This is a genomic window from Methanolobus zinderi, from assembly GCF_013388255.1.
GTDB lineage: Archaea > Halobacteriota > Methanosarcinia > Methanosarcinales > Methanosarcinaceae > Methanolobus > Methanolobus zinderi.
The window spans coordinates 1,918,034-1,938,995 of the sequence record NZ_CP058215.1 but is presented as its reverse complement, the minus strand read 5'-3'; the positions used below and the strand labels follow the sequence as shown (position 1 = coordinate 1,938,995).

Below are 20,962 nucleotides of genomic sequence, written 5' to 3'. Positions count from 1 at the left end.
ATCACCTTCCAGATTCAGTTGCTCTTGTGAGCAGGGTGGTACTTCTCGATATACTTGTTATCGACCCTGGTAAGCAGGGCTTCAGGAAGTTCTGCGAGAATATCCCAGGCGACATCGAGTGTGTCCTCAATTGACCTGTCTTCATCTCTTCCCTGACGTACGAACCTGTCCTCGAAGAGGTCAGCGAACTCAAGGATCTTCTGGTCCCTTTCGGACAGAGCCTCTTTACCTACAATGGCCACAAGACCTCTCAGGTCACGACCTTCCGCATATCCGGCATACATCTGGTCGGATACTGCCTTGTGGTCGTCCCTGGTCTTTCCGTCACCGATACCTGAGTTCATCAGACGGGAGAGGGATGGGAGTACATTGATAGGTGGGTAGATACCCTTCCTGTGAAGTTCCCTGGAAACTACGATCTGACCTTCTGTGATATATCCTGACAGGTCAGGGATCGGGTGAGTGATATCGTCACCGGGCATGGTCAGGATTGAGAACTGAGTAACTGATCCTTTCCTTCCCTTGATGACACCTGCACGCTCGTAGAGTGATGCAAGGTCAGTGTACATGTAACCCGGATAACCACGTCTTCCAGGTACCTCTTCACGGGCTGCACCCATCTGACGGAGTGCCTCACAGTAGTTTGTTATGTCAGTAAGGATAACAAGTACGTGCATGTCGTGTTCGTATGCCAGGTACTCTGCAGCTGTAAGAGCCATCCTTGGTGTGATGATACGTTCTACAGCAGGGTCGTCTGCAAGGTTAAGGAAAACCACAGCTCTTTCAAGAGCACCGGTCTTCTCGAAGTCCTCCATAAATGACTGGGCTTCTTCGTTTGTGATACCCATTGCAGCGAAAACTACTGCGAAGTCTTCAGTGGATCCCGGAACCTTTGCCTGACGTGCGATCTGAAGAGCGATCTCGTTGTGTGGAAGACCTGATCCTGAGAAGATAGGAAGTTTCTGTCCACGGACGAGTGTGTTTGTTCCGTCGATGGTTGAGATTCCTGTCTGGATAAAGTCCTCAGGTGGCATCCTTGAATACGGGTTCATTGATGCACCGTTAACGTCTACCCTGTCTTCGGGGACAATACGTGGTCCGCCATCCAGTGGTTCTCCAGAACCAGAAAGGATACGACCAAGCATATCTTTTGATACAGGGAGTTTGATGGTCTCTCCGGTGAACACAACACCGGATTCCTCATTCAGTCCACCTGTTCCTTCGAATACCTGAACCGCTACAACTTCAGATGAGGTATCAAGGACCTGTCCTCTCTTTGTTGTACCGTCCGGAAGGTTGATGTGAACAAGTTCACCGTAACCTACAGGCTCGGTCTTCTCGAGGAATACCAGTGGTCCTGAGATTTCTGTGATTGTTTTGTATTCCTTGGTCATTTTAGTTACCTCCAAGTGCTGCAAATTCCTTGTCCATCTTGTCCAGGACAGTATTCAGTGCACTGTCGAAGTCCTCTTCGAATTTGACCTTTGCAAGCTCATCCTTTGACTCAAGGGCAAGGATGTCTTTCATAGGTACGCCTGACTCCAGTGCTGCCTCTGCCATGTCGCCGTACTTGGAGATTGCTTTCAATAGCTTATACTGCTTGTCGAATGAACAGTATGTATCAACCGGGTGGAACGCGTTCTGCTGGAGGAAGTATTCCCTGAGCATACGGCAGATCTCAAGAACCAATTGCTGGTTTTCAGGAAGTGCGTCGGAACCGACGAGCTGTACGATTTCCTGGAGTTCGGATTCTTCCTGTAGAAGGTCCATCGCATTGTCTCTGAGGCTTACCCAGTCAGGTGCGACATTCTCTTCAAACCAGTCAGTAAGACCCTGGGTGTACAGACTGTAACTTGTAAGCCAGTTAATTGATGGGAAGTGCCTCTTCTGTGCAAGCTTTGCATCAAGCGCCCAGAACACTTTTACGATACGGAGTGTGTTCTGTGTGACAGGCTCTGAGAAGTCACCACCAGGTGGGGATACTGCTCCGATAACTGTGATTGAACCATTCTCTCCTGAGAGTGATTTTACCGCACCTGCACGCTCGTAGAACTCTGAGAGCCTTGCTGACAGGTATGCAGGATAACCTTCCTCACCAGGCATTTCTTCAAGCCTGGATGAGATTTCCCTCATTGCTTCTGCCCATCTGGATGATGAGTCAGCCATGAGTGATACATCGTATCCCATGTCACGGTAATATTCTGCGATTGTGATTCCTGTATAAACAGATGCCTCACGGGCAGCTACAGGCATGTTTGATGTGTTTGCGATAAGGACTGTACGTTCCATGAGCGGACGACCGGTCTTTGGGTCCTGGAGTTCCGGGAACTCGTTCAGTACGTCAGCCATCTCGTTTCCACGCTCTCCACATCCGATGTAAACCACTATGTCAGTGTCACTCCATTTTGCAAGCTGCTGCTGGGTAACAGTCTTTCCTGAACCGAATGGTCCCGGGATAGCTGCTGTACCGCCCTTTGCAACAGGGAAGAGACCATCAAGGATTCTCTGACCTGTAATAAGAGGTCTTCTCGGAATGAATTTATTGTTTACAGGACGTGGCAATCTTACCGGCCACTTCTGCATCATGGAAAGTTCCGTACCGTCTGAGAGCACGCATATGGTATCTTCTACCTTGAACTTACCTGATTTTATCTCTTCAACAGTACCGGAAACATTTGGTGGCACCATGATCTTGTGCTCAATGTTCTCTGTTTCCTGTACTACACCAATTGTTTCGCCGCCTTTTACGGAGTCGCCGCTTGATACCGTTGGCTTGAACTCCCATACTCTTTCACGGTCAAGACCGTTTGCGGTGACACCTCTTTCAATGAAGTCTCCCATTTTTTCCTGGAGGACTTTCAGAGGTCTCTGAATTCCATCATAAATACTTTCTAATAAACCTGGGCCAAGTTCTACCGAAAGGGACATTCCAGTGTTCACCACGGGCTCTCCGGGCTTTATGCCGGATGTATCCTCGTATACCTGAACAGTGGCTTTTTCACCTTCGATTCTAATTACTTCACCCATTAATCCTTCGTGACCTACATGCACCACATCATACATTTTTGGTTTGATGCCTGTAATTGTGACAACAGGTCCGGCCACTCGATAAATTTCACCTTTCATTTCCACAGATCAACACCTACCGATTGTTTTATTTTTTCCCTTAAGTTCGAACTCTGACCACTACCTCCGAGAGTCACCACAGTTGGTTCAACAGATTCATTGATAGTGTTTCTCAAAATCTCCGGTAGTTTATTAAGATCATCACCGTGCATAACCAGAATACCGACTTCCCGGTCTTCAAGTATCTTGAGCACAGTAGGTTCAAGTTCGCCATCGGTAATTTCATAAATTTTTTTCACGCCAGCAAGTCTGAATCCAGTTACAAACTCACCTTGTCCGACTACTGCCAATTCCATCAAATCACCAACTGTTCCCTGATAACTTCTTCATTGAGGTTGGCGGCTTTTCCACGTATTATTATCCGCAGGTTGTTTACCTCATTCTGTTTGCTTAGCATGTAGCCCATGATTGGTACTATTGAGAGTGGATAAACATGTGAAAAGCTTGCTGCAGATTTAAGTCTGTGTTTTTTCAGCCGTGATTCGACATCGATCAAAGACTGCATATCCGGGCTAACTACTTCTGAGATATCTTCCCAGTATGGATATTTTGCAAGTTCTGAGATGAAATCTTCAAATGAAAGTGGCATTAGCCTTTCGATATCTTTGAGCTTCAGCTTGAGACCACCTTCGATCATCAGATCCATCATGTCAGGATCAGTGATCCCTGCCTTTTTCAGGCGGAAGAGTGTTGTAAGGTTCTTAATGTCAATGCCCAGTCTTGTAAATGAGGCAAATAACTTACGGTCCTTTGACCTTGAGCCGCGGGTAGCTTCAAAGAGTCCTGCATAGTACATCTTATCAAGCTGGTTCTCGATTTCAGAGAGATTGGTTCCGTCGTAATTTTTCAGAATTGGATAGTATTCTGTGTTACTAAGTTCTGAGATCACTTCTTCATAATCGCTCTTTGCTGCAAGTTCTGAAAATAACGTGTAACTAAGACTACCTGCTGCAACAATAGCTTCCAGTATATCTTCTGTGGAAGCGTCGCAGTATTTGCCTCTAAGAATTGTCTTGATATTCCAGATGTCGTACTTCTTGAGCTTTTCTGCGATAAGATAGTTCACCTCACCCTCAGAGATGTTGATCAACTTCGTGAAGGTCACGGCGAGATTTCTATTCAGAGCATGCTCAATAAGGTCTACGCCTTCATACTGCCTTGCCAGCTCATCGACATCTTCCTTATACTCAGACTCTTCAATGAACCTGGTTATCTCGTCGATACCCATGTTCATGAGTCGGGGATAGGTCTCCTTTGGCAGGATCTTACTCTTCATTGCACGAACACGTGCAGTAGTATATGCGTAGTTTGAGTGACCCTTTGGTTTGGAGCTTCCACGCTTAAATTTCTGCAACAGCTGCATTTAGAAATCACCCGAATAAGATATCAGATGTCTGCCTCAACAACTGCTCGTTCACGCTTTTCAGGATACCGTCGTATGTATAGTCCAGTCTTACTGTCCCATCTTCATTCTCAATGATAACTCCACCGAGACCTTTGATGTTACCTGCATATTCAAGCGAACTTAGCTCCTTTACAATCTCCTCTGATTCAGCATTGGAATAGATTCTCTTTCCGGATGCTTCGTTTTTCTCAATAAGTGATTTGAGAAGTTCTTTGTTCTTTTCAGGGGAAAATGCAGCTATGCTTTCTTCAGCCTGGGTATATACTTCTTCGAGTACTTCCTTGCGTGCATTGAGCAGTGTGCGCTTCACTTCAAGATTTGCACTGGATATTTCTTGCTGCCTTAATTTTGTGATATCATCTTCTGCCTTTGCAAGACGCTCACCCATGATCTTCTTGGCATTCTGCTTGGCTTCGTCCAGAATAAGAGTTGCCTCAGCATCAGCTTCACGATTCAACTGAGCTACTTCCGCCTCTGCGGCATCCTTGATATCTTTAACAACAGTTTCAAGTCCCATGCTCACACACCTTTTTAATAAATTTAAGAGCAAAAGGTGCTCTTAAATTAATTTAGCTGATCAACAGTGCAACTACCAGACCAAAGATAACGATAGTTTCTGGAATTACAGTAAGGATCAAACCTTTACCGAACAGGCCTTCGTTCTCAGCCATTGCACCGATTGCTGCGGTACCGATTTCCTTTTCAGCGATTCCGGATGCAAGACCTGTAAGTCCTACTGCGAGTCCTGCTCCGATTGCCTGTAATCCTGCTGGGTCCATCATGGTTATTGTTGATGTTACTGGTTCTGCCATTCTATTTTTCCTCCGTGTATTTTCTTATGTATCCGAATGGATCGTATTTTCTTCCCCCGCCTTCGTAGAATTTTCCGAAGAATTCTACATACTGCAACCTGAGTGCGTGTAAACCGGGGGCAATAATACTCAGGACAGTGTTAAGGGCGTGTCCGAATAAGAACACTACAATTGCAAATATGGTCATTCCGCCTATTGCGGTTCCTGGTTCCCAGATCATCTCAAAGGCGATCAGGTTCACAGTTGACGCAATATAGATGGATGACAATCCGACAGCGATAATACGTGTATATGAAAGAGAGTTACTGAGAAGTGCCGGTAACTCGATGGGTCCTTTTATACCCTCTCCCTTGACCAGCATTACAAATCCTATGAGGAATACCAATACTCCCGCAGCGATCGGAAGCATTCCCACATAGCCTAATGCTATAAGGAGGATGCCGAGTTCCACCACGATCCAGCTACCCTTTTCGAAAAGAGCTGCCGAAAAACCGTGTTTTTTGTTTTCATTAATGAAACCCAATATATAACCGATGTTGATGTGAATAACACCAATGAGAGCGGTTAATACTATCAGGGTCATTACAAGATGGGTTCTGTGTACAGGGAATGTGAACATTTCCCCGCCAATTGGTGATGCGAAAAGATCTATGGTCTCAAATCCGGCTATAAGCCCTGCTTCTACACCATGATCTGTATGTATGCTTGCTAAAGGGAAACCCAGGAACTCACCGTACAGAATTCCGAATATCAATGTAGAAATCTGACAGTAAATAAGGATGTTCATCAGGGGCTTGATCGCATCAGAGGTTACGAACTTCTTGATTCCGAAGGCAAGTGCCAGAAGGATCAATGCGTAACCAATATCTCCAAGGATCATTCCGTAAAAGAGCGGGAATGAGATGAATATCAGGGTTGTAGGATCGATTTCCTTGTATCTTGGACGGGCATACAGGTCCATAATCTCCTCAAATGGAGAGGATACCTTTGGGTTATCGTATTCAATAGGAACTTTCTTCTCGTCTTCACTGGTCATTTCCTGACTGGATACGAATGCACGTCCGTTGGTTGCTGTGTTCACAGTGATTTGAAGATCGTCATAATGCTCAGTGGGAATCCATCCGTCAATTACGAATGTACTCTCTGTGGTTGCAATCCTTAGTGGTGCTTCTGATTTTTCTGTTTCGATTGACAGAAGTTCATTGCTTGCAAGGATGAAGTCAGCATATTTGACATTGAGTTCTTCGATCTCCGCATCGGTGGATTCGATCTTGTTAACGATATTCGCTTCCTTCTTTTCCAGATCCGCGATGATACTGGATGGCACGCCACTGACATCAGGAACTCTGAGTTCCTTGAAAAGAGCTTTTGCCAGAGCGTCAGAAACCTCTTCAGATTTCTCTTTTGGAACAAACAGCACTATTACACTGTTCTTCGGATCAAAATAGAGCTTATAAGAAGATGTAATTCCCGATATTGCAGGTTCAACGTTTTCCTGCACATATCCTGAAAATACAGCAAGCTTTTCATAACCGTGATACAGGTCCAGATCCAGGTCGATGTTGGTAAAAGGAATTAGCTCTTTCTTAAGAGATTCGGTCTCTTTAAGTTCTGCTTCCAGTTCGGTCTTTTTCTCGCTGACTGCATTCACTTCTGCATCCAGCTGGTTGAGCCTGTCATCCAGATCTGTCAGGATTTTGCTTGAATCCTGTCTCTGGGCTGCAACGTCCTCTACTCCGAGAAGACTGCCAATTGATCTGATTTTGATGAGTTTCTTTGATATTTCGCTGATATTTCCAAAGGGTTTTCCAATCTTGAGTTCAGAGTCATCTTCTATATAATCTTCGATCTGGAACAGATTAGCCTTGTGCAGAGCATCGACCGTTTCTTCAAGGATATTCTTGTGGCCAACAATTACGGCACGAGTCATCTGTTTTGGCTTAAGCATGGATTGCCCTCTCAAACTCTGTTATCAGATTATCGACCGCCTGGTCTTTTCTGGATGACGCCTTTTCAGCAATTTCTTTTGCCTCTTTTTCGCCGTCCTCTATGATCTGTTTCTTTTCTGAAGCGATCGACTCTTCTGCAGATTTCATTGCACTCTGTGCTGCTTTTTGTGCATCGGCTTCGGCTTGTTTGATAATTTCCCTAGCCTCTGCACGTGCACTGGTTATTCGGTCGTGTTTACTTTTAACGCCGGCCTCAACCATATTTCGTGCATTGCCTTCTGCATCTTTTATTTCAGATAAGATTTTGTCTTTGGCCATGCTAATCCTCATGTCGTGATTGATTATTATAAATCCCGAGTAATGCACTCCTTGTACTGCTAAATCACATATAAAGGTTCCGTAGTCAACAATCCCCTGGTGGGTAATGATTTTTCATGATATTGTTTAAATATGAGATGGTTATGTTGATATATGATGTACTCGGAAAGTAGCTTCCCGGCGTTCATCTGAAAATGCCCATCTTAAGTAACTATTTTCCTTATTAATTTTACATAGTAGATTTCATTTTGTAATAAGGTCTTCAATTCTGACAGGAAGTCGTGCTTCTTCCGGGATAGTATGGATGTATTTTTTCCTGAATTCCGGGTTGCGCATCAGACAATAATCCGAAGAGCAACTGTAGGCTGCATGTCTGCCCATACGCTCCCATATTGTTGAAAGCTTTTCTTCACGGATGTTTCCAAAGGAAAGTGGTGTGTATGCACATGGGAGCACGTCTCCCCCTGCAGTTGCGTGCATCCAGCGTTTACCTGCAAAGCATCCGAACTGCTCGGGACCCATGAAGTAAGGCAGGGCTGTAACCCTTGGTCCATCAGGTTTTTTATTGATCCTTTTCTGGAAATCTGCAAGGCGCCTGACATCTTTGTCAGTGATCACTTCGTCTTCATGTTCCATCCAGCGACCCACGGCAACGATCTCATATATGGACATTTCCTGCATACCCATGTCCCATGCGAACTGGTAGAATTCTTCAAGGTCATCTATATTATAAGGTGACATTACTACGAAGAGATCTGCGAGTATGCCTGCACCGATTGCATTCCTGGCTCCTTCAATGGCGTTTTTGAAGGCTCCTTCACGGCCCCTTACTCTGTCATGTTCCTTTTCATCAGGACTGTCAAGACTCATGTGCAATGCAAAAAGTCCTGCTTCTTTGAGTTTCCTGGCACGATCCTCGTCCAGAGCAAAACCGGATGTAAAACAGGTAGCAATGGCCCTGCTTTTATCTACCCTGGCAACCATCTCGGGAAGGTCCTTACGCAGCATCGTCTCTCCGCCGTCAAATGAGATATAGTAACTGCCAAGATCCAGGGCCTGCTCTATTGTAAGATTTATCTCATCAAAGCTCAGTTCGGGGTCTGAAACGATACCTGCTGCTCCGCAATGAATGCAATCATAAGGACATTTTCCGGTGATACCAATGGAGAACTGGTCAGGTATCCTTCTTTTGAGTATGGATGCAACCTGTGCACTGATCATGCGGTTGAATGCCTCGCTTGGCATGGGAGGTACCCATGTTGAGAATATGATGTTTTCCTCGTCGGAAGAGATTGGTTTTTCTTCCTGGAATATCTTGTTTATGCGCTTTATAATGGGCTTTGCGACAGGGGACAGCGGTCCTTCGGTATCGAGTACCACTTTGCCATCCACTGTATCTGCATTTACTTTTAATACTGATCGATCGTAAACTTTCATAAATACACCTGTAATCGTAATTAAGAATTAGATTGATTTCTGGCTAGGATATTTGATGGCAGCATATCAAGGGTGATCAGGTCTGTCACCATCAGCAGCTTATCCTTTGCAACCGAAGGGCTGAACTCATCAAGAATGCTCTTTGCCCTGTTCACGTGGGAATTGACCTCGTTAACGGTCGCATCTATGGTCTCATCATGATCCATGTTTCGGCGCAATATAAGCGGTAAGGTAACTGATTCGTATGTTGACTGTTTGTCTTCCAGCCTGTTAAGGTATTCAAGCAGGTCATCGACTATCTGGTATGCATTACCCACACATTCTCCGAAATCCCTTAACTTGAGGGCAAGTTCCCTGTCAGCACCTGCAACATATGCTCCTATGGCTGCGCTTGCAGCAAACAGGGATGCGGTCTTCTTGGAGATACAATCGTAATAGTTCTGCTTCCTGAACTCACCATCAGCACTTGAGATGTCAATTGTTTCTCCTTCAGCCATGTACATCCCCGCCCTTCCGAACTCAAGTACGGAATCGGTTCCGTATGATGAGATCAGGGATATGGCCTTTGATATCAAAAAATCGCCGCAGAGTATGGCTGCCGGAACTCCGTATTTCTTGTGGGCCGACTCGACTCCCCTGCGTATGACTCCGTCATCCAGTACATCATCGTGTATCAGGGATGCGGAATGTATAAGCTCGATAGCAAGGGCTGCATTGATACTTTTCCTGGAATCTCCGCCACATAGCTCGGTGCACAGCATCAGTATTATGGGCCTGATGCTCTTGCCGCCCGAACTGCAGATGTGCAGCATCATTTTTTTCATATTGGAACTGTCGTTCATCGAAGCGACCAGTTCGTCCATTGAAGCCTTGATTAGCTGATATTCCTCAAGATTCTCTATTTCGGTCATGGTTTTTCAAGCCTTATCATTCCTTATATTTAGAAGGGCACCCCATCACGATCTTATTAGCTTCTATCATGTTCGGCGAGACCATCAAGCCACTGATGCTAATACCCTTTCCCTCATCAAGGTCTGCGGGAAGCGCTCCGGTGTACTCGACGCCGATTTCAAAATTCTCATCTTCCACATCCATAAGAGTGAAGGATATTCCTTCGGTGGATACATCCAGTGTACCATTCTTAATAGTACCCATGGTGTTGACGTTCTCCCCCACATATTTGTCCGGCTTTTCCTTTAACTCGGATATCATGGGATATCCCTGTGAAAGATCCACATTCCAGAGTCCGATGGCCCCGACAAAGATAATAAAAAATATTGCAAGAACAGTTTTCTGTTTCCTGTCCATTAAAGCACCTTCAATTAGTATAGTTTATTCCCTTAGCTTACTCATACTTCTTTCCAGAGACCGGCGTACACGTAAAAGGTGAAGGGCATATATTCCAAGTATGATCCACGTATATGCAAATGCAAGTTCCAAGGCGCTTATGATGTTCACCTCTTTGAAGTGTAAGGTTCCCGCTTTACTGAAAGATATTCAATAATATGAATCTGTATCCGTTTTTTTACCTTATGATTTTCGTACTAATAACTAACTATTAATACGGGTGTGCACTAGTATAGTGCCATCCTATAAAAAGTAAATGAAGCTCAGAACTTCAAAAATTATAATTGATGAATATGGTAAAAGCTCCAAGACTGATAGCATGGGAAACGACTGCAGGCTGTAATCTCTCCTGCAGGCACTGCCGTGGGGCATCGACTTTTGAAAAACCGGAAGGTGAACTCACAACCGAGGAGGCAACGCGCTTTATCGACGAGATTGCGCAGATGGGAAACCCCATACTCATTCTCAGTGGCGGTGAACCACTTGTAAGGGATGATATCTACGGGCTTGCTGAGTATGCCACCGAAAAAGGCCTGCGTGTTGCCCTTGCAACCAACGGGACACTTGTGACCCCGGAAGTTGCTGAAAGGCTCAGGGACGTCGGGATTAAGAGGATCAGCATAAGCCTGGATGGCTCCAGCCCGCAGACCCACGATGATTTCAGATGCATGCCCGGTGCCTTTGAAGGTGCCATGAAAGGTATCGATAATATCAAAAAGGCAGGAATAGGATTCCAGATAAACACCACCATTACAAAACGCAATCTTAAGGAGATCCCTGCCATACTTGAGATGGCAACAGAAATCGGGGCAGAGGCCCTGCATATATTCCTGCTTGTGCCAACCGGCAGGGGTAAGGAACTTGAGAATGAGGAGATCCCGGCGGTGGAATATGAGAGGGTCCTTAACTGGTTCTATGATAAGCAGAAGACTGCAAAGATCCAGCTCAAGGCCACATGCGCACCCCACTACTTCAGGATCATGCGCCAGAAGGCAAAGAAAGAAGGTATCGAGGTCAGCGTCAAGACCCATGGCTATGAGGCCATGACAAAAGGCTGTCTGGGTGGCACCGGCTTCTGTTTCGTATCCAGTATAGGGGAAGTCTATCCCTGCGGATATCTGCCCGCACTTGCAGGAAGCATTAAAGAGCAGTCTTTTAAGGATGTCTGGGAGAACTCAAAGGTCTTTAATGACCTTAGGGATGTCTCAAAACTGAAAGGCAAGTGTGGTGACTGTGAATACAATAAAGTATGTGGAGGCTGTCGTGCACGTGCATACGCTGCCACCGGGGATTATCTCGAAGAGGAACCCTACTGTATATACGTACCTGAAAAACAGTGATCTTATGATATATCTTGATGATACGGATAAAACAATACTTAATACTATACAGTTTGATTTTCCACTTGATGTCCGTCCTTTTAAAAAGCTGGGAGAAAAACTGGGTATAAGTGAAGGCGAAGTGATCAGGCGTCTTGAAAGGCTGCATGATGAAGGAGCCGTCAGGAAGATCGGCCCGGTGATAAACCGTAAACGTATCGGGGGCACAAGCACACTTGTTGCCGTAGATGTGCCAGATGAAAGGATAGATGAAGTTGCAGCTTACATAAATGAATATACTGAGGTTTCGCATAACTACCTTCGTCCGGATAAGTATAATGTCTGGTTCACCCTTTCAGCTTCTGATAAGGAGAGAGTTGATGAGATCCTTTCAGAGCTCAAAGAGAAGACAGGTCTGGAATTTATCAACCTGCCTACAAAAAGGCTGTTTAAAATAGGTGTTAAGTTCGATATCAGGTGATGAAAGTGGATGAGATCGAAGAAGCTATAATCAGATTTACTCAGAATGGTATTCCACTTACTACTTCTCCATTCAAGGACCTGGCCGAAAGCCTGGGTCTGAGCGAGGAAGAGATCGTTGAAAGGATAAAAGGGATGCAGGAGAAAGGAATAATCCGCCGCTTCGGTGCTTCCATCGGTCACAGGGATATCGGTATCGTCGCAAACGCCATGTGTATCTGGAATGTCCCCGATGAACATGTGGAGGAGATTGGCAATATCATGGCATCCTTTGCAGAGGTCACTCATTGCTACGAAAGGCCCCGACGTCCCGGATGGGATTATAATCTTTTCACCATGGTCCATTCCTATACAAGGGCGGACTGTGAAATAGTTGCAGACAGGATCTCGCAGGTGACCGGGATCAAGGACTACAGATTGCTGTTCAGTGAACGGGAGTTTAAAAAGACTGGTGTTCGTCTGTAGTTTATTCTTAGACTCAGTTGACCTTAGTCGCAATATTTAACTAATTTACAGTGAAAGGCAGAGGAATTAGAAGAGGAGTACTTTGCATGGCACCAGATAATCCTTTCCTTCCACTGCTAATTGATATGACCGACAGAAAGATCGTCATTTTCGGTGGCGGTTCTGTGGGTGAGAGAAAAACCCTTCTGTTTTCCAGGTATGCTGATGTTACGGTCATAAGCAGACATTTTTCCCGAGCTATCCGGGATGTTTCCGGAAAGGACAATGTCCATCTTGTGACAGCAGATGCGGGAAAACTGTTGGATTCCGAGATTCATGATTTAATTTATGGTGCTTTCCTTGTTATACCTGCCACAAACCAGAGGGATATCAATGAGAAGATTAGCTCTCTTGCAAGAAATAAGAATATTCTTACCAACCAGGTGGATGCAATCGGGGACATTACCGTACCCTCTGTGATCAAAAGGGGTGATCTTACCATAAGCATATCAACATCCGGTTCAAGCCCTGCATTCTCAAGGTTTGTAAGACAAAAGGTCGAAAGTGTTATCACTCCGGAGTTCGAGGGTATGATAAAGATCCAGGAGAACCTGCGCTTATACCTGAAAGAGAATGTACCCGATCAGAAAGACAGGAAAGAGCTGTTATGGGAAGTACTTGAAAGTGAGGACGTCTGGTCTGCACTTGGTGAATCCTATGACAAAGGGTTTAATATAGCACAGGGTATAGTAACTGAGAAAATAAACGAGAAAGTCCGATAGCATGTCTGTTCATAATACATTCCCAGCACATTTTGAAAAAGCTTTTCCGGGGTGTTTGGTTGACTGAGATCTCAAGTATGGTCATCACACACTCCAAGGCAACAGTAGAAGAGATGGAAGAGGTATGGGATGGTGATCTTGAGTATATCCTCCGGGAGCTTTATGCAAACGAGCTCGTATGTGAATGTGCTGTGCTTAAAACCTGCAACCGAATAGAGATATATGTTGTTTCTCCTAAGGGAAGCAGTGTACTGTTCCAGTTCGTCAAGAAAATGGGACTATCATCTAATATTTTTGACTTTTTTGATCATGAAGAATCCATTATGCATCTGCTCAGGTTGTCCTGCGGTCTTGAATCCATGATAATAGGAGAGGACCAGATACTTGGTCAGATAAAGGATCTCTATCAGATAGCGAAAAACCTCGGAACCACAGGGAAGATGCTGGATACTGCATTCAGTAAGGCAATTCAGGTGGGAAAAAGGGTAAGGACCGAGACCGGTATCAACCGGGGTGCACTGTCCATTGCATCTGCTTCTGTGGATCTTGCAGAGGATACCGTGGGTGATCTGAAGAACAAGATGGTCCTTGTGATCGGCACAGGAGAGATGGGAACCCTTGTGACAAGAGCCCTGTCGCACAGGGACATCGAACTGATGTATATCGCCAACAGGACGTATGCGACTGCAAAGGAACTTGCCGATGAGATGGGAGGTCATGCGGTCCACTTCGACCAGATAAATGAGAACCTCAAAAAGGCGGATGTGATCATAAGTGCCACCGGAGCACCACACTTCGTCCTGAGGCACGAACAGGTACTTGAAGCGATGGATTCAAGGGAGAAAGAACTGCTTCTGATAGATATTGCAAACCCCAGGGATATCGACCCTTCGATTGCAGACATTCCCCATGTGACACTATATAATATAGACAATCTGCGTGTCATCAACGAGAAGAATCTTGAACACAGGCTCGATGAGGCTAAAAAGGCACAGGTTATCATCGATGAGGAGTATGATCTGCTTATAAAACAGTACAAACGCCAGAGAGCTGATCATCTGATCTCGGAAATGTATGCCCAGTTGTATCAGGTGCGGAGTCAGGAAAAAGAGCGTGCTCTGAACAAACTGAGTGCATATCATACAATAGGCAAGGTAGAGAACCGTATAATCGATGACCTGACGCACTCCATTGTCAACAAGATAATTGCAGAACCTACCAAGGTGATCAGAAATGCTGCGCAGGTTGGTGATGATGAGATGCTGGATATGGTTTCCCGTTTATTCGATATTCAAAAGAAGACAGAGAAGATCAAGATCAAAGGTGAGCCGATACCATGTTCCCGGAACTTAGAATGAGAAGGTTAAGAAGCGGAAAAATAAGAGATCTGGTAAGAGAGACTTCGCTCTCTGTGGATGACCTTATCTACCCGATGTTTGTAGATGAGAACATTGATGATGTACAGAACACAGCATCCATGCCAGGTGTTGAACGCCTTCCCTTGAGTAAGGTAGCCGATGATGCAAAGGAAGCTGCCGACCTGGGAATACCCGCACTCATCCTCTTTGGGATACCTTCAAAGAAGGACGATATGGGAAGTTCTGCCTGGGGAGATGAGGATATAGTCCAGAAAGCGGTCCGTGAGGTCAAGGATGAACTCGGTAAAGACATGCTGGTTATAACCGATGTCTGTCTCTGTGAATACACCGACCACGGACACTGCGGTATGATCGACCGGGAGAAGGGAGAGATCCTTAACGACCCGACACTGCCACTTCTGGGAAAGACTGCTGTAAGCCATGCAAAGGCAGGTGCGGACATGGTGGCACCATCAGGAATGATGGATGGTATGATAGGTGCGATAAGGTCGGCTCTCGATGAGAACAATTTCAAGGAAATCCCGATAATGTCCTATGCAGCGAAGTATTCGTCTGCATTCTACGGTCCCTTCAGGGATGTTGCGGATTCAGGATGCTGTTTCGGTGACAGGTCAACCTACCAGATGGACCCTGCCAACTCCGAGGAGGCTATCAGGGAAGTTGAACTGGATGTCCTGGAAGGTGCGGATATTGTTATGGTAAAACCTGCACTGCCCTACCTTGATATCATCTATCGCATCAAGAATGAATTCAAGATGCCAACAGCAGCTTATAATGTCAGCGGAGAATTCGCAATGCTAAAAGCAGCCGCACAGAATGGCTGGCTGGATGAGAAACAGGTGATGCATGAATCGCTGCTTTCCATCAAACGTGCAGGTGCGGATATGATACTTACCTATTTTGCCAGGGATATGGCAAAGATGTTAAAATGATTTTACGGTGATCGTATGTCCTTAGATAAGTCAAGAGAATTATATCAGAAAGCAAGAAACCTCCTTCCCGGAGGAGTCAGCAGTCCAGTAAGGGCTATCAAGCCCTATCCCTTCTATACCCGCTCGGCAAACGGATCAAAGATCACGGATATAGACGGAAATGAGTACATTGATTTTTGTCTTGCATATGGTCCCAATATCCTGGGTCATGCACATCCTCAGGTAAAAGAGGCCATAAATTCCCAGTTAGAAAAGGGATGGCTCTATGGTACTCCCACGGAAGCCGAGGTGGATCTGGCAGACAGGATAGCCGGTATGTATCCCAGCATTGATATGCTACGCTTTGTGTCAACAGGAACCGAAGCTACAATGAGTGCTCTCAGGGCTGCAAGGGGCTTTACCGGCAAGAACAAGTTCATTAAAATTGAAGGCGGATTCCATGGTGCACATGATGCTGTTCTCGTAAAAGCGGGGTCCGGTGCCACAACACTTGGAAAACCCGACTCTCTCGGAATACCCGAGGACTTTACCAAACACACACTTCAGGTTCCATTCAATGATATTGAAGCGCTGACAGACATGATAGAGAAGTACAGTGATGATCTGGCTGCCTTTATCCTGGAACCTGTGATGGGTAATATCGGACCGGTGCTTCCCGAGGAAGGATATCTCAAGGAAGTACGCAAGGTGACCGAAGAGAACGATGTCGTGCTCATATTCGATGAGGTTATCACAGGATTCAGGCTCGCCATGGGAGGTGCACAGGAATACTATGGTGTCACACCTGATATGACCACGCTAGGAAAGATCGTGGGTGGCGGAATGCCCATAGGAGTTTTCGGTGGTAAGAAGGAGATCATAGAGATGGTGGCACCTTCCGGAAGTGTGTACCAGGCAGGTACCTTCAGCGGAAGTCCGACATCAGTTGCAGCAGGTCTTGCGGTACTGGATGTACTTGAGAAAGAGAATGTACACAAAAAGCTGGATGAGACCGGAAACAAAGTCAGGTCTGCATTGACAGATATCGTGTCAGATCTCAATCTCGACTATACGGTATCAGGAATCTCTTCGATGTTCAAGATATTCTTCGGAGACAAACCTCTGGATTACCAGGATGTGCTCAAATGTGATAAGGAAGGATATGTGAAGTTCTTCTACAAGATGCTTGACAGCGGAATATTCATACCGCCCTCACAGTTCGAGACCAACTTCCTGTCCACCGCACATACGGAAGAAGATATAGAGAAGGTCCTGGAGGCCTACAGAACAAATCTCAGATAAGCGGAGCAAAACGCATGATCATAGGAACCCGCGGAAGTGACCTTGCTCTTGCACAGGCTACAAAGGTTGAGAGTATGCTTGCAGAGAAAGGGGTGAAAACTACCAGGAAGATTATCAAGACCACAGGTGATACTTTCACTGACCGTCCCCTGCATGAGGTGGAAGGGGTCGGTGCCTTCGTGCGGGAACTCGATGACCGGATGCTCGAAGGGGAAGTGGACATAGCGGTCCACTCCATGAAAGACCTCCCGACACTCAGGCCTGAAACAATGAGTACTTCGGCTGTCCTGGAAAGGGATTCGCCCTGTGATGTGCTCCTGACAACTGACGGCTCAACACTGGAAGAGCTGCCGGAACTGGCGGTTATTGGTACCACATCCATGCGCAGACGTGCACAGATCCTCCGGTATCGGCCTGATCTCGATGTGCAGGATCTGCGAGGTAATATCAATACCCGTATCAGGAAACTCAAGGATGGTCTATATGACGGCATATTGCTGGCAGAAGCGGGTCTGCAGCGTATGGGTTGGGAGATGGTTGTTCAAAGACTGAATACCGATGACTTCTGTCCGTCCGCAAACCAGGGAACAATAGCAGTTGTCACTCTTTCCGGTAGCGAGGCGGAAAAGGCTACTTCAATGCTTGATCATGAGAAGACACGTATCGAGACAGGTATTGAGCGCATCGTTGTAGCTGACATAGAGGGAGGGTGTACTGCACCTGTCGGCTCTTTCACTGAGTTCGTGAATGATGAGGAACTGCATGTACTTGCGGAAGTTCTCTCACTGGACGGTACCATGCAAGTGCGTATTGACGAGATCATCCCACTGGAAAACTACGAGGAACATGCCCGCAGGCTTGCCAGGGAAATGGTGGCTATGGGTGGAAAGGAACTTGTCCAGAGGGCGGTTTGCCAGCTTTCAAATAAAATGCTTTGATCAATTGTTATTATGATAGAGATTACAGGTCTTAAGCTCAGGAATCCCACGATACTGGCAGCAGGTATCATGGGAACCACGGCTGCATCCCTTGTACGTGTTGCTAAGGAGGGAGCCGGTGCTGTTGTTACAAAATCCATCGGTCCGCAGCCAAAGGAAGGACACAAGAATCCGAGCATGGTAAATCTTGGATATGGTTTCCTGAATGCCATGGGACTTCCAAATCCCTCTTATCCTGATTTTTCAGCAGAACTTGAAACGGCCGGAGCTAAAGCAGATGTTCCGGTAATTGCCAGTATATTCGGGGGGAATTCCGATGAGTTTGTACAGGTTGCCGAAGGGCTGGCAGATGCAGGGGCGGATGCCTTCGAGCTTAACGTAAGCTGTCCCCATGCACAGGGCTACGGTGCATCCATCGGATGTGATGCCTGTGCGGTAGAGGAAATAACCGCTTCTGTCAGTGACATGACCGACATTCCGGTATGGGTGAAACTGACTCCGAACGTAACTGACATAGTCAGTATAGGAGAAGCGGCCCAAAGAGGTGGTGCTGATGCAATCGTTGCCATCAACACCGTACGCGGCATGGCAATAGATATCCATAGCGGATATCCTCTACTTGGTAACAGGTTCGGAGGACTTTCCGGGAGTGCTGTTAAGCCGGTTGCTGTCAAATGCGTGTATGATCTCTATGAGGCCCTTGACATACCCGTGATCGGTGTGGGCGGAATCTCCTGCTGGGAGGATGCCGTGGAGATGATGATGGCAGGTGCATCTGCCGTGCAGATCGGTTCTGCTGTCTATGACGGGGTAGATGTTTTCAGAAGTATTGCAGACGGGATCGATAGTTTCCTTGCGGACAGGGACCTGAGCTTTGATGATATAATAGGGCTTGCCCACAGGAGGATCTGATGTATCCCGTTGATGTTACGATTACAGAAATAGTGCAGGAGTCACCTTCCACTAAGACCTTCTTTTTTGACAAGAGCTTTGAAGAAGCACTTCCTGGCCAGTTTGTCATGGTCTGGATAAGGGGTACGGATGAGATCCCGATGACCCTCTCCTACAGGAACGCCATAACTGTGCAGAAGGTGGGAGATGCCACTGAGAAGATGTTCGAACTTCAGGAAGGGGACCACCTGGGCATCCGCGGACCATTCGGTAAGGGATTCACTCTTCCCCAGGCTGATGAGAAAGTCCTCCTTGTAGCAGGAGGCGTGGGTGCTGCAGCAATCGCTTTGCTTGCCGAATATTCAATGTCGGTGGGCAGTTCTGTGACGACGATACTTGGTGCAAGGAATGCAGATGAAATGCTGTTCCTTGACAGGCTCACACCCTGCGGAGGACTTCACCTGACAACGGACGACGGTTCTGCTCACAGGTGTGGCTTCGTAACCGATGTCCTTGTGGAAACCGATACATTGGAGTTTGACAGGATATACACATGCGGCCCCGAGATGATGATGAAATGTGTCTTCGGAATCCTTGAGGAGCAGGGTTCCCTGGAAAAAGCCGAGTTCAGCCTTCACAGGTATTTCAAGTGTGGCATAGGAGTTTGTGGTGCATGCTGCATGGATGGGGATGGTCTCAGGGTCTGTAAGGACGGACCCGTGTTCAATGGATTACAACTTGTTGATTCCGAGTTCGGCAAATACATGAGGGGTCCGAGCGGGAATAAAAAGCAATTCTAGGTACCTTAATGTCCCGCTTTGCCCGTCCCATTGTTGTAGTCAGTAAATGTCTGGGCTTTGCTCCCTGCCGTTATGACGGGCAGATAATTTCCTGCGATTTCATTGATCGAATGAAGTCGTTTGTGGATTTTATTGATGTCTGTCCGGAATGTGAGGTCGGACTTGGTGTTCCAAGGGATCCGATCAGGATCGTTCTTGATGGGGGGAAAAAGCTTGTCCAGCCTGCTACAGGGCAGGATTTAACGCAGAAAATGGAGCGATTTGCCCGATCCTATCTTGAGAATCTTGATGATTTTGATGGTTTTGTACTCAAATCCAGATCTCCATCCTGTGGGATAGGAAGTACCAAAATATATCCGGATGCTGAAGGCACTGTGTGTCTGGATAAACGAGGGAACGGCTTTTTTGCAGATGCTATTACAGACAAATATTCTCATCTTCCGGTCATGGAGGATGAACAGCTTGATGATATTCTCCTGCGGGACCATTTTCTGACCACGATCTTTACGCTGGCTTCTTTCAGGAAGATGTCATTTTCGGTGAGTATGCGTTCACTGATAGAGTATCACACCTGCAACAAGCTTCTGTTCATGTCCTGTAACAAGAATATCCTGGCAAGGATGGGCAATGTCGTTGCAAACAGGGAAGGACTTCCTGCAGAGGAGGTTTTTGCACTTTATCTTGATCTGCTTACGGAATTGCTGTCAGAGCTCCATGAAACCGGTTCCACTATCAATGCTATGATGCATGCGTTCGGCTACCTTTCCAGATATCTGGGTGCTCAGGACAAGTTCATTTTCCTGCAGCAATTGCAACAATACCGTGAAGATGTTTCCGTTCTTTTCAGTCTGAAGGAAAAACTCATGTCATGGGCACTGCACTTTGATGTTGATTATATATCTAACCAGACATTTTTCAGGCCGTATCCTCAGGAACTTGTCTTGCGTTAACCAGAACAGGAACCTGAGATAGTTTGATATGCATGGCAGTGTCATATCCTTTTGTGACATTATACTGACTAATCTTATAATTCTCTGGAGAGGAACTAAAATGGAAGACCCTGATCAGGAAACCATGGACGAGATTGAAAAACTGATGGGTGAGGATGATAACGAAGCCGGCGAAACCATGCAGGTCTGCCCTGTCTGCGGAAGCACGGACCTCTATTATGAAGCAGGGGGAGTTGAAGGTCTGTATCACTGTAAATATTGCGGGTACATAGGTTCCTTTGTTGTGGATGCGAACGAAGAGATGGCAAAGCTCATCAGAAAGGAATATGACAGTGGTGCCACTGATATTCAAAGCTAGATGGTGCTATATCT

The 20,962-nt window shown here is 46.2% G+C and carries 23 protein-coding genes; 12 read left to right on the top strand and 11 right to left on the bottom strand.

The genetic code is table 11. The features are described from left to right. Window positions 1–14: 14 nt before the first annotated feature. From HWN40_RS09490 to HWN40_RS09440, 11 genes are all read right to left on the bottom strand, one after another. Window positions 15–1,394, bottom strand: coding sequence for an ATP synthase subunit B (locus tag HWN40_RS09490; protein ID WP_176965507.1), 1,380 nt, complete (start codon window positions 1,392–1,394; stop codon window positions 15–17). Window position 1,395: 1 nt separating this feature from the next. After that, the gene (locus HWN40_RS09485) at window positions 1,396–3,132 is read right to left on the bottom strand and encodes an ATP synthase subunit A (protein ID WP_176965506.1); all 1,737 of its coding nucleotides are present in this window, start codon (window positions 3,130–3,132) and stop codon (window positions 1,396–1,398) included. Beyond that, window positions 3,123–3,422, bottom strand: a complete 300-nt coding sequence (locus HWN40_RS09480) for a V-type ATP synthase subunit F (protein WP_176965505.1) — start codon at window positions 3,420–3,422, stop codon at window positions 3,123–3,125. The genes HWN40_RS09485 and HWN40_RS09480 overlap by 10 nt, the downstream gene beginning before the upstream one ends. Next, a complete protein-coding gene (locus tag HWN40_RS09475) occupies window positions 3,422–4,489 on the bottom strand; it encodes a V-type ATP synthase subunit C (RefSeq protein ID WP_176965504.1) in 1,068 nt (355 codons plus the stop codon). Before HWN40_RS09475 ends, HWN40_RS09480 begins: the two co-directional genes overlap by 1 nt. 7 nt (window positions 4,490–4,496) lie before the next feature. Further along, window positions 4,497–5,048 carry a V-type ATP synthase subunit E gene (locus HWN40_RS09470; protein ID WP_176965503.1) on the bottom strand — a complete coding sequence of 184 codons (552 nt, stop codon included), beginning with the start codon at window positions 5,046–5,048 and terminating at the stop codon, window positions 4,497–4,499. A 52-nt stretch (window positions 5,049–5,100) separates the two neighbouring features. Beyond that, complete coding sequence (locus HWN40_RS09465; protein WP_176965502.1) at window positions 5,101–5,343, bottom strand: V-type ATP synthase subunit K; 243 nt, start codon at window positions 5,341–5,343, stop codon at window positions 5,101–5,103. 1 nt (window position 5,344) lies between these two features. Next, window positions 5,345–7,291: a V-type ATP synthase subunit I gene (locus tag HWN40_RS09460; protein WP_176965501.1), complete on the bottom strand. Its 1,947-nt coding sequence runs from the start codon at window positions 7,289–7,291 to the stop codon at window positions 5,345–5,347. Further along, window positions 7,284–7,610 (bottom strand): ATP synthase archaeal subunit H, encoded by a 327-nt coding sequence (gene ahaH / locus HWN40_RS09455; protein ID WP_176965500.1) that lies wholly within the window; start codon window positions 7,608–7,610, stop codon window positions 7,284–7,286. Before ahaH ends, HWN40_RS09460 begins: the two co-directional genes overlap by 8 nt. A 243-nt stretch (window positions 7,611–7,853) precedes the next feature. Next, window positions 7,854–9,047: a radical SAM/SPASM domain-containing protein gene (locus HWN40_RS09450; protein WP_176965499.1), complete on the bottom strand. Its 1,194-nt coding sequence runs from the start codon at window positions 9,045–9,047 to the stop codon at window positions 7,854–7,856. 20 nt (window positions 9,048–9,067) lie between these two features. After that, window positions 9,068–9,958 carry a polyprenyl synthetase family protein gene (locus tag HWN40_RS09445; RefSeq protein ID WP_176965498.1) on the bottom strand — a complete coding sequence of 297 codons (891 nt, stop codon included), beginning with the start codon at window positions 9,956–9,958 and terminating at the stop codon, window positions 9,068–9,070. 16 nt (window positions 9,959–9,974) lie between these two features. Next, window positions 9,975–10,355, bottom strand: coding sequence for a cytochrome c maturation protein CcmE domain-containing protein (locus HWN40_RS09440; protein WP_176965497.1), 381 nt, complete (start codon window positions 10,353–10,355; stop codon window positions 9,975–9,977). A gap of 332 nt (window positions 10,356–10,687) precedes the next feature. Here HWN40_RS09440 and ahbD point away from each other — a divergent pair, with 332 nt between their 5' ends. The 12 genes from ahbD to HWN40_RS09380 all read left to right on the top strand — a co-directional run bounded on the left by ahbD (window position 10,688) and on the right by HWN40_RS09380 (window position 20,948). Next, the gene (ahbD, locus tag HWN40_RS09435; RefSeq protein WP_176966367.1) at window positions 10,688–11,734 is read left to right on the top strand and encodes a heme b synthase; all 1,047 of its coding nucleotides are present in this window, start codon (window positions 10,688–10,690) and stop codon (window positions 11,732–11,734) included. 4 nt (window positions 11,735–11,738) lie between these two features. Next, window positions 11,739–12,194, top strand: a complete 456-nt coding sequence (ahbA, locus tag HWN40_RS09430) for a siroheme decarboxylase subunit alpha (protein WP_176965496.1) — start codon at window positions 11,739–11,741, stop codon at window positions 12,192–12,194. Further along, a complete protein-coding gene (ahbB, locus tag HWN40_RS09425) occupies window positions 12,194–12,658 on the top strand; it encodes a siroheme decarboxylase subunit beta (protein ID WP_176965495.1) in 465 nt (154 codons plus the stop codon). Before ahbA ends, ahbB begins: the two co-directional genes overlap by 1 nt. A gap of 86 nt (window positions 12,659–12,744) precedes the next feature. Continuing rightward, window positions 12,745–13,419, top strand: a complete 675-nt coding sequence (locus tag HWN40_RS09420; RefSeq protein WP_176965494.1) for a precorrin-2 dehydrogenase/sirohydrochlorin ferrochelatase family protein — start codon at window positions 12,745–12,747, stop codon at window positions 13,417–13,419. Window positions 13,420–13,478: 59 nt separating this feature from the next. Further along, complete coding sequence (gene hemA, locus HWN40_RS09415; RefSeq protein WP_176965493.1) at window positions 13,479–14,777, top strand: glutamyl-tRNA reductase; 1,299 nt, start codon at window positions 13,479–13,481, stop codon at window positions 14,775–14,777. Next, window positions 14,756–15,730 (top strand): porphobilinogen synthase, encoded by a 975-nt coding sequence (gene hemB, locus HWN40_RS09410; RefSeq protein WP_176965492.1) that lies wholly within the window; start codon window positions 14,756–14,758, stop codon window positions 15,728–15,730. Before hemA ends, hemB begins: the two co-directional genes overlap by 22 nt. Before the next feature lie 15 nt (window positions 15,731–15,745). Further along, window positions 15,746–17,011, top strand: a complete 1,266-nt coding sequence (gene hemL / locus HWN40_RS09405; protein ID WP_176965491.1) for a glutamate-1-semialdehyde 2,1-aminomutase — start codon at window positions 15,746–15,748, stop codon at window positions 17,009–17,011. 14 nt (window positions 17,012–17,025) lie between these two features. Next, on the top strand, window positions 17,026–17,949 hold the full coding sequence (hemC, locus tag HWN40_RS09400; RefSeq protein WP_176965490.1) for a hydroxymethylbilane synthase: 924 nt from the start codon (window positions 17,026–17,028) through the stop codon (window positions 17,947–17,949). Window positions 17,950–17,961: 12 nt separating this feature from the next. After that, complete coding sequence (locus tag HWN40_RS09395; RefSeq protein WP_176965489.1) at window positions 17,962–18,861, top strand: dihydroorotate dehydrogenase; 900 nt, start codon at window positions 17,962–17,964, stop codon at window positions 18,859–18,861. Further along, window positions 18,861–19,640 (top strand): dihydroorotate dehydrogenase electron transfer subunit, encoded by a 780-nt coding sequence (locus tag HWN40_RS09390; protein WP_176965488.1) that lies wholly within the window; start codon window positions 18,861–18,863, stop codon window positions 19,638–19,640. The genes HWN40_RS09395 and HWN40_RS09390 overlap by 1 nt, the downstream gene beginning before the upstream one ends. 8 nt (window positions 19,641–19,648) lie before the next feature. After that, window positions 19,649–20,590, top strand: a complete 942-nt coding sequence (locus HWN40_RS09385) for a YbgA family protein (protein WP_176965487.1) — start codon at window positions 19,649–19,651, stop codon at window positions 20,588–20,590. Window positions 20,591–20,690: 100 nt separating this feature from the next. Further along, a complete protein-coding gene (locus HWN40_RS09380) occupies window positions 20,691–20,948 on the top strand; it encodes a hypothetical protein (protein ID WP_246275888.1) in 258 nt (85 codons plus the stop codon). Window positions 20,949–20,962 lie beyond the last annotated feature (14 nt).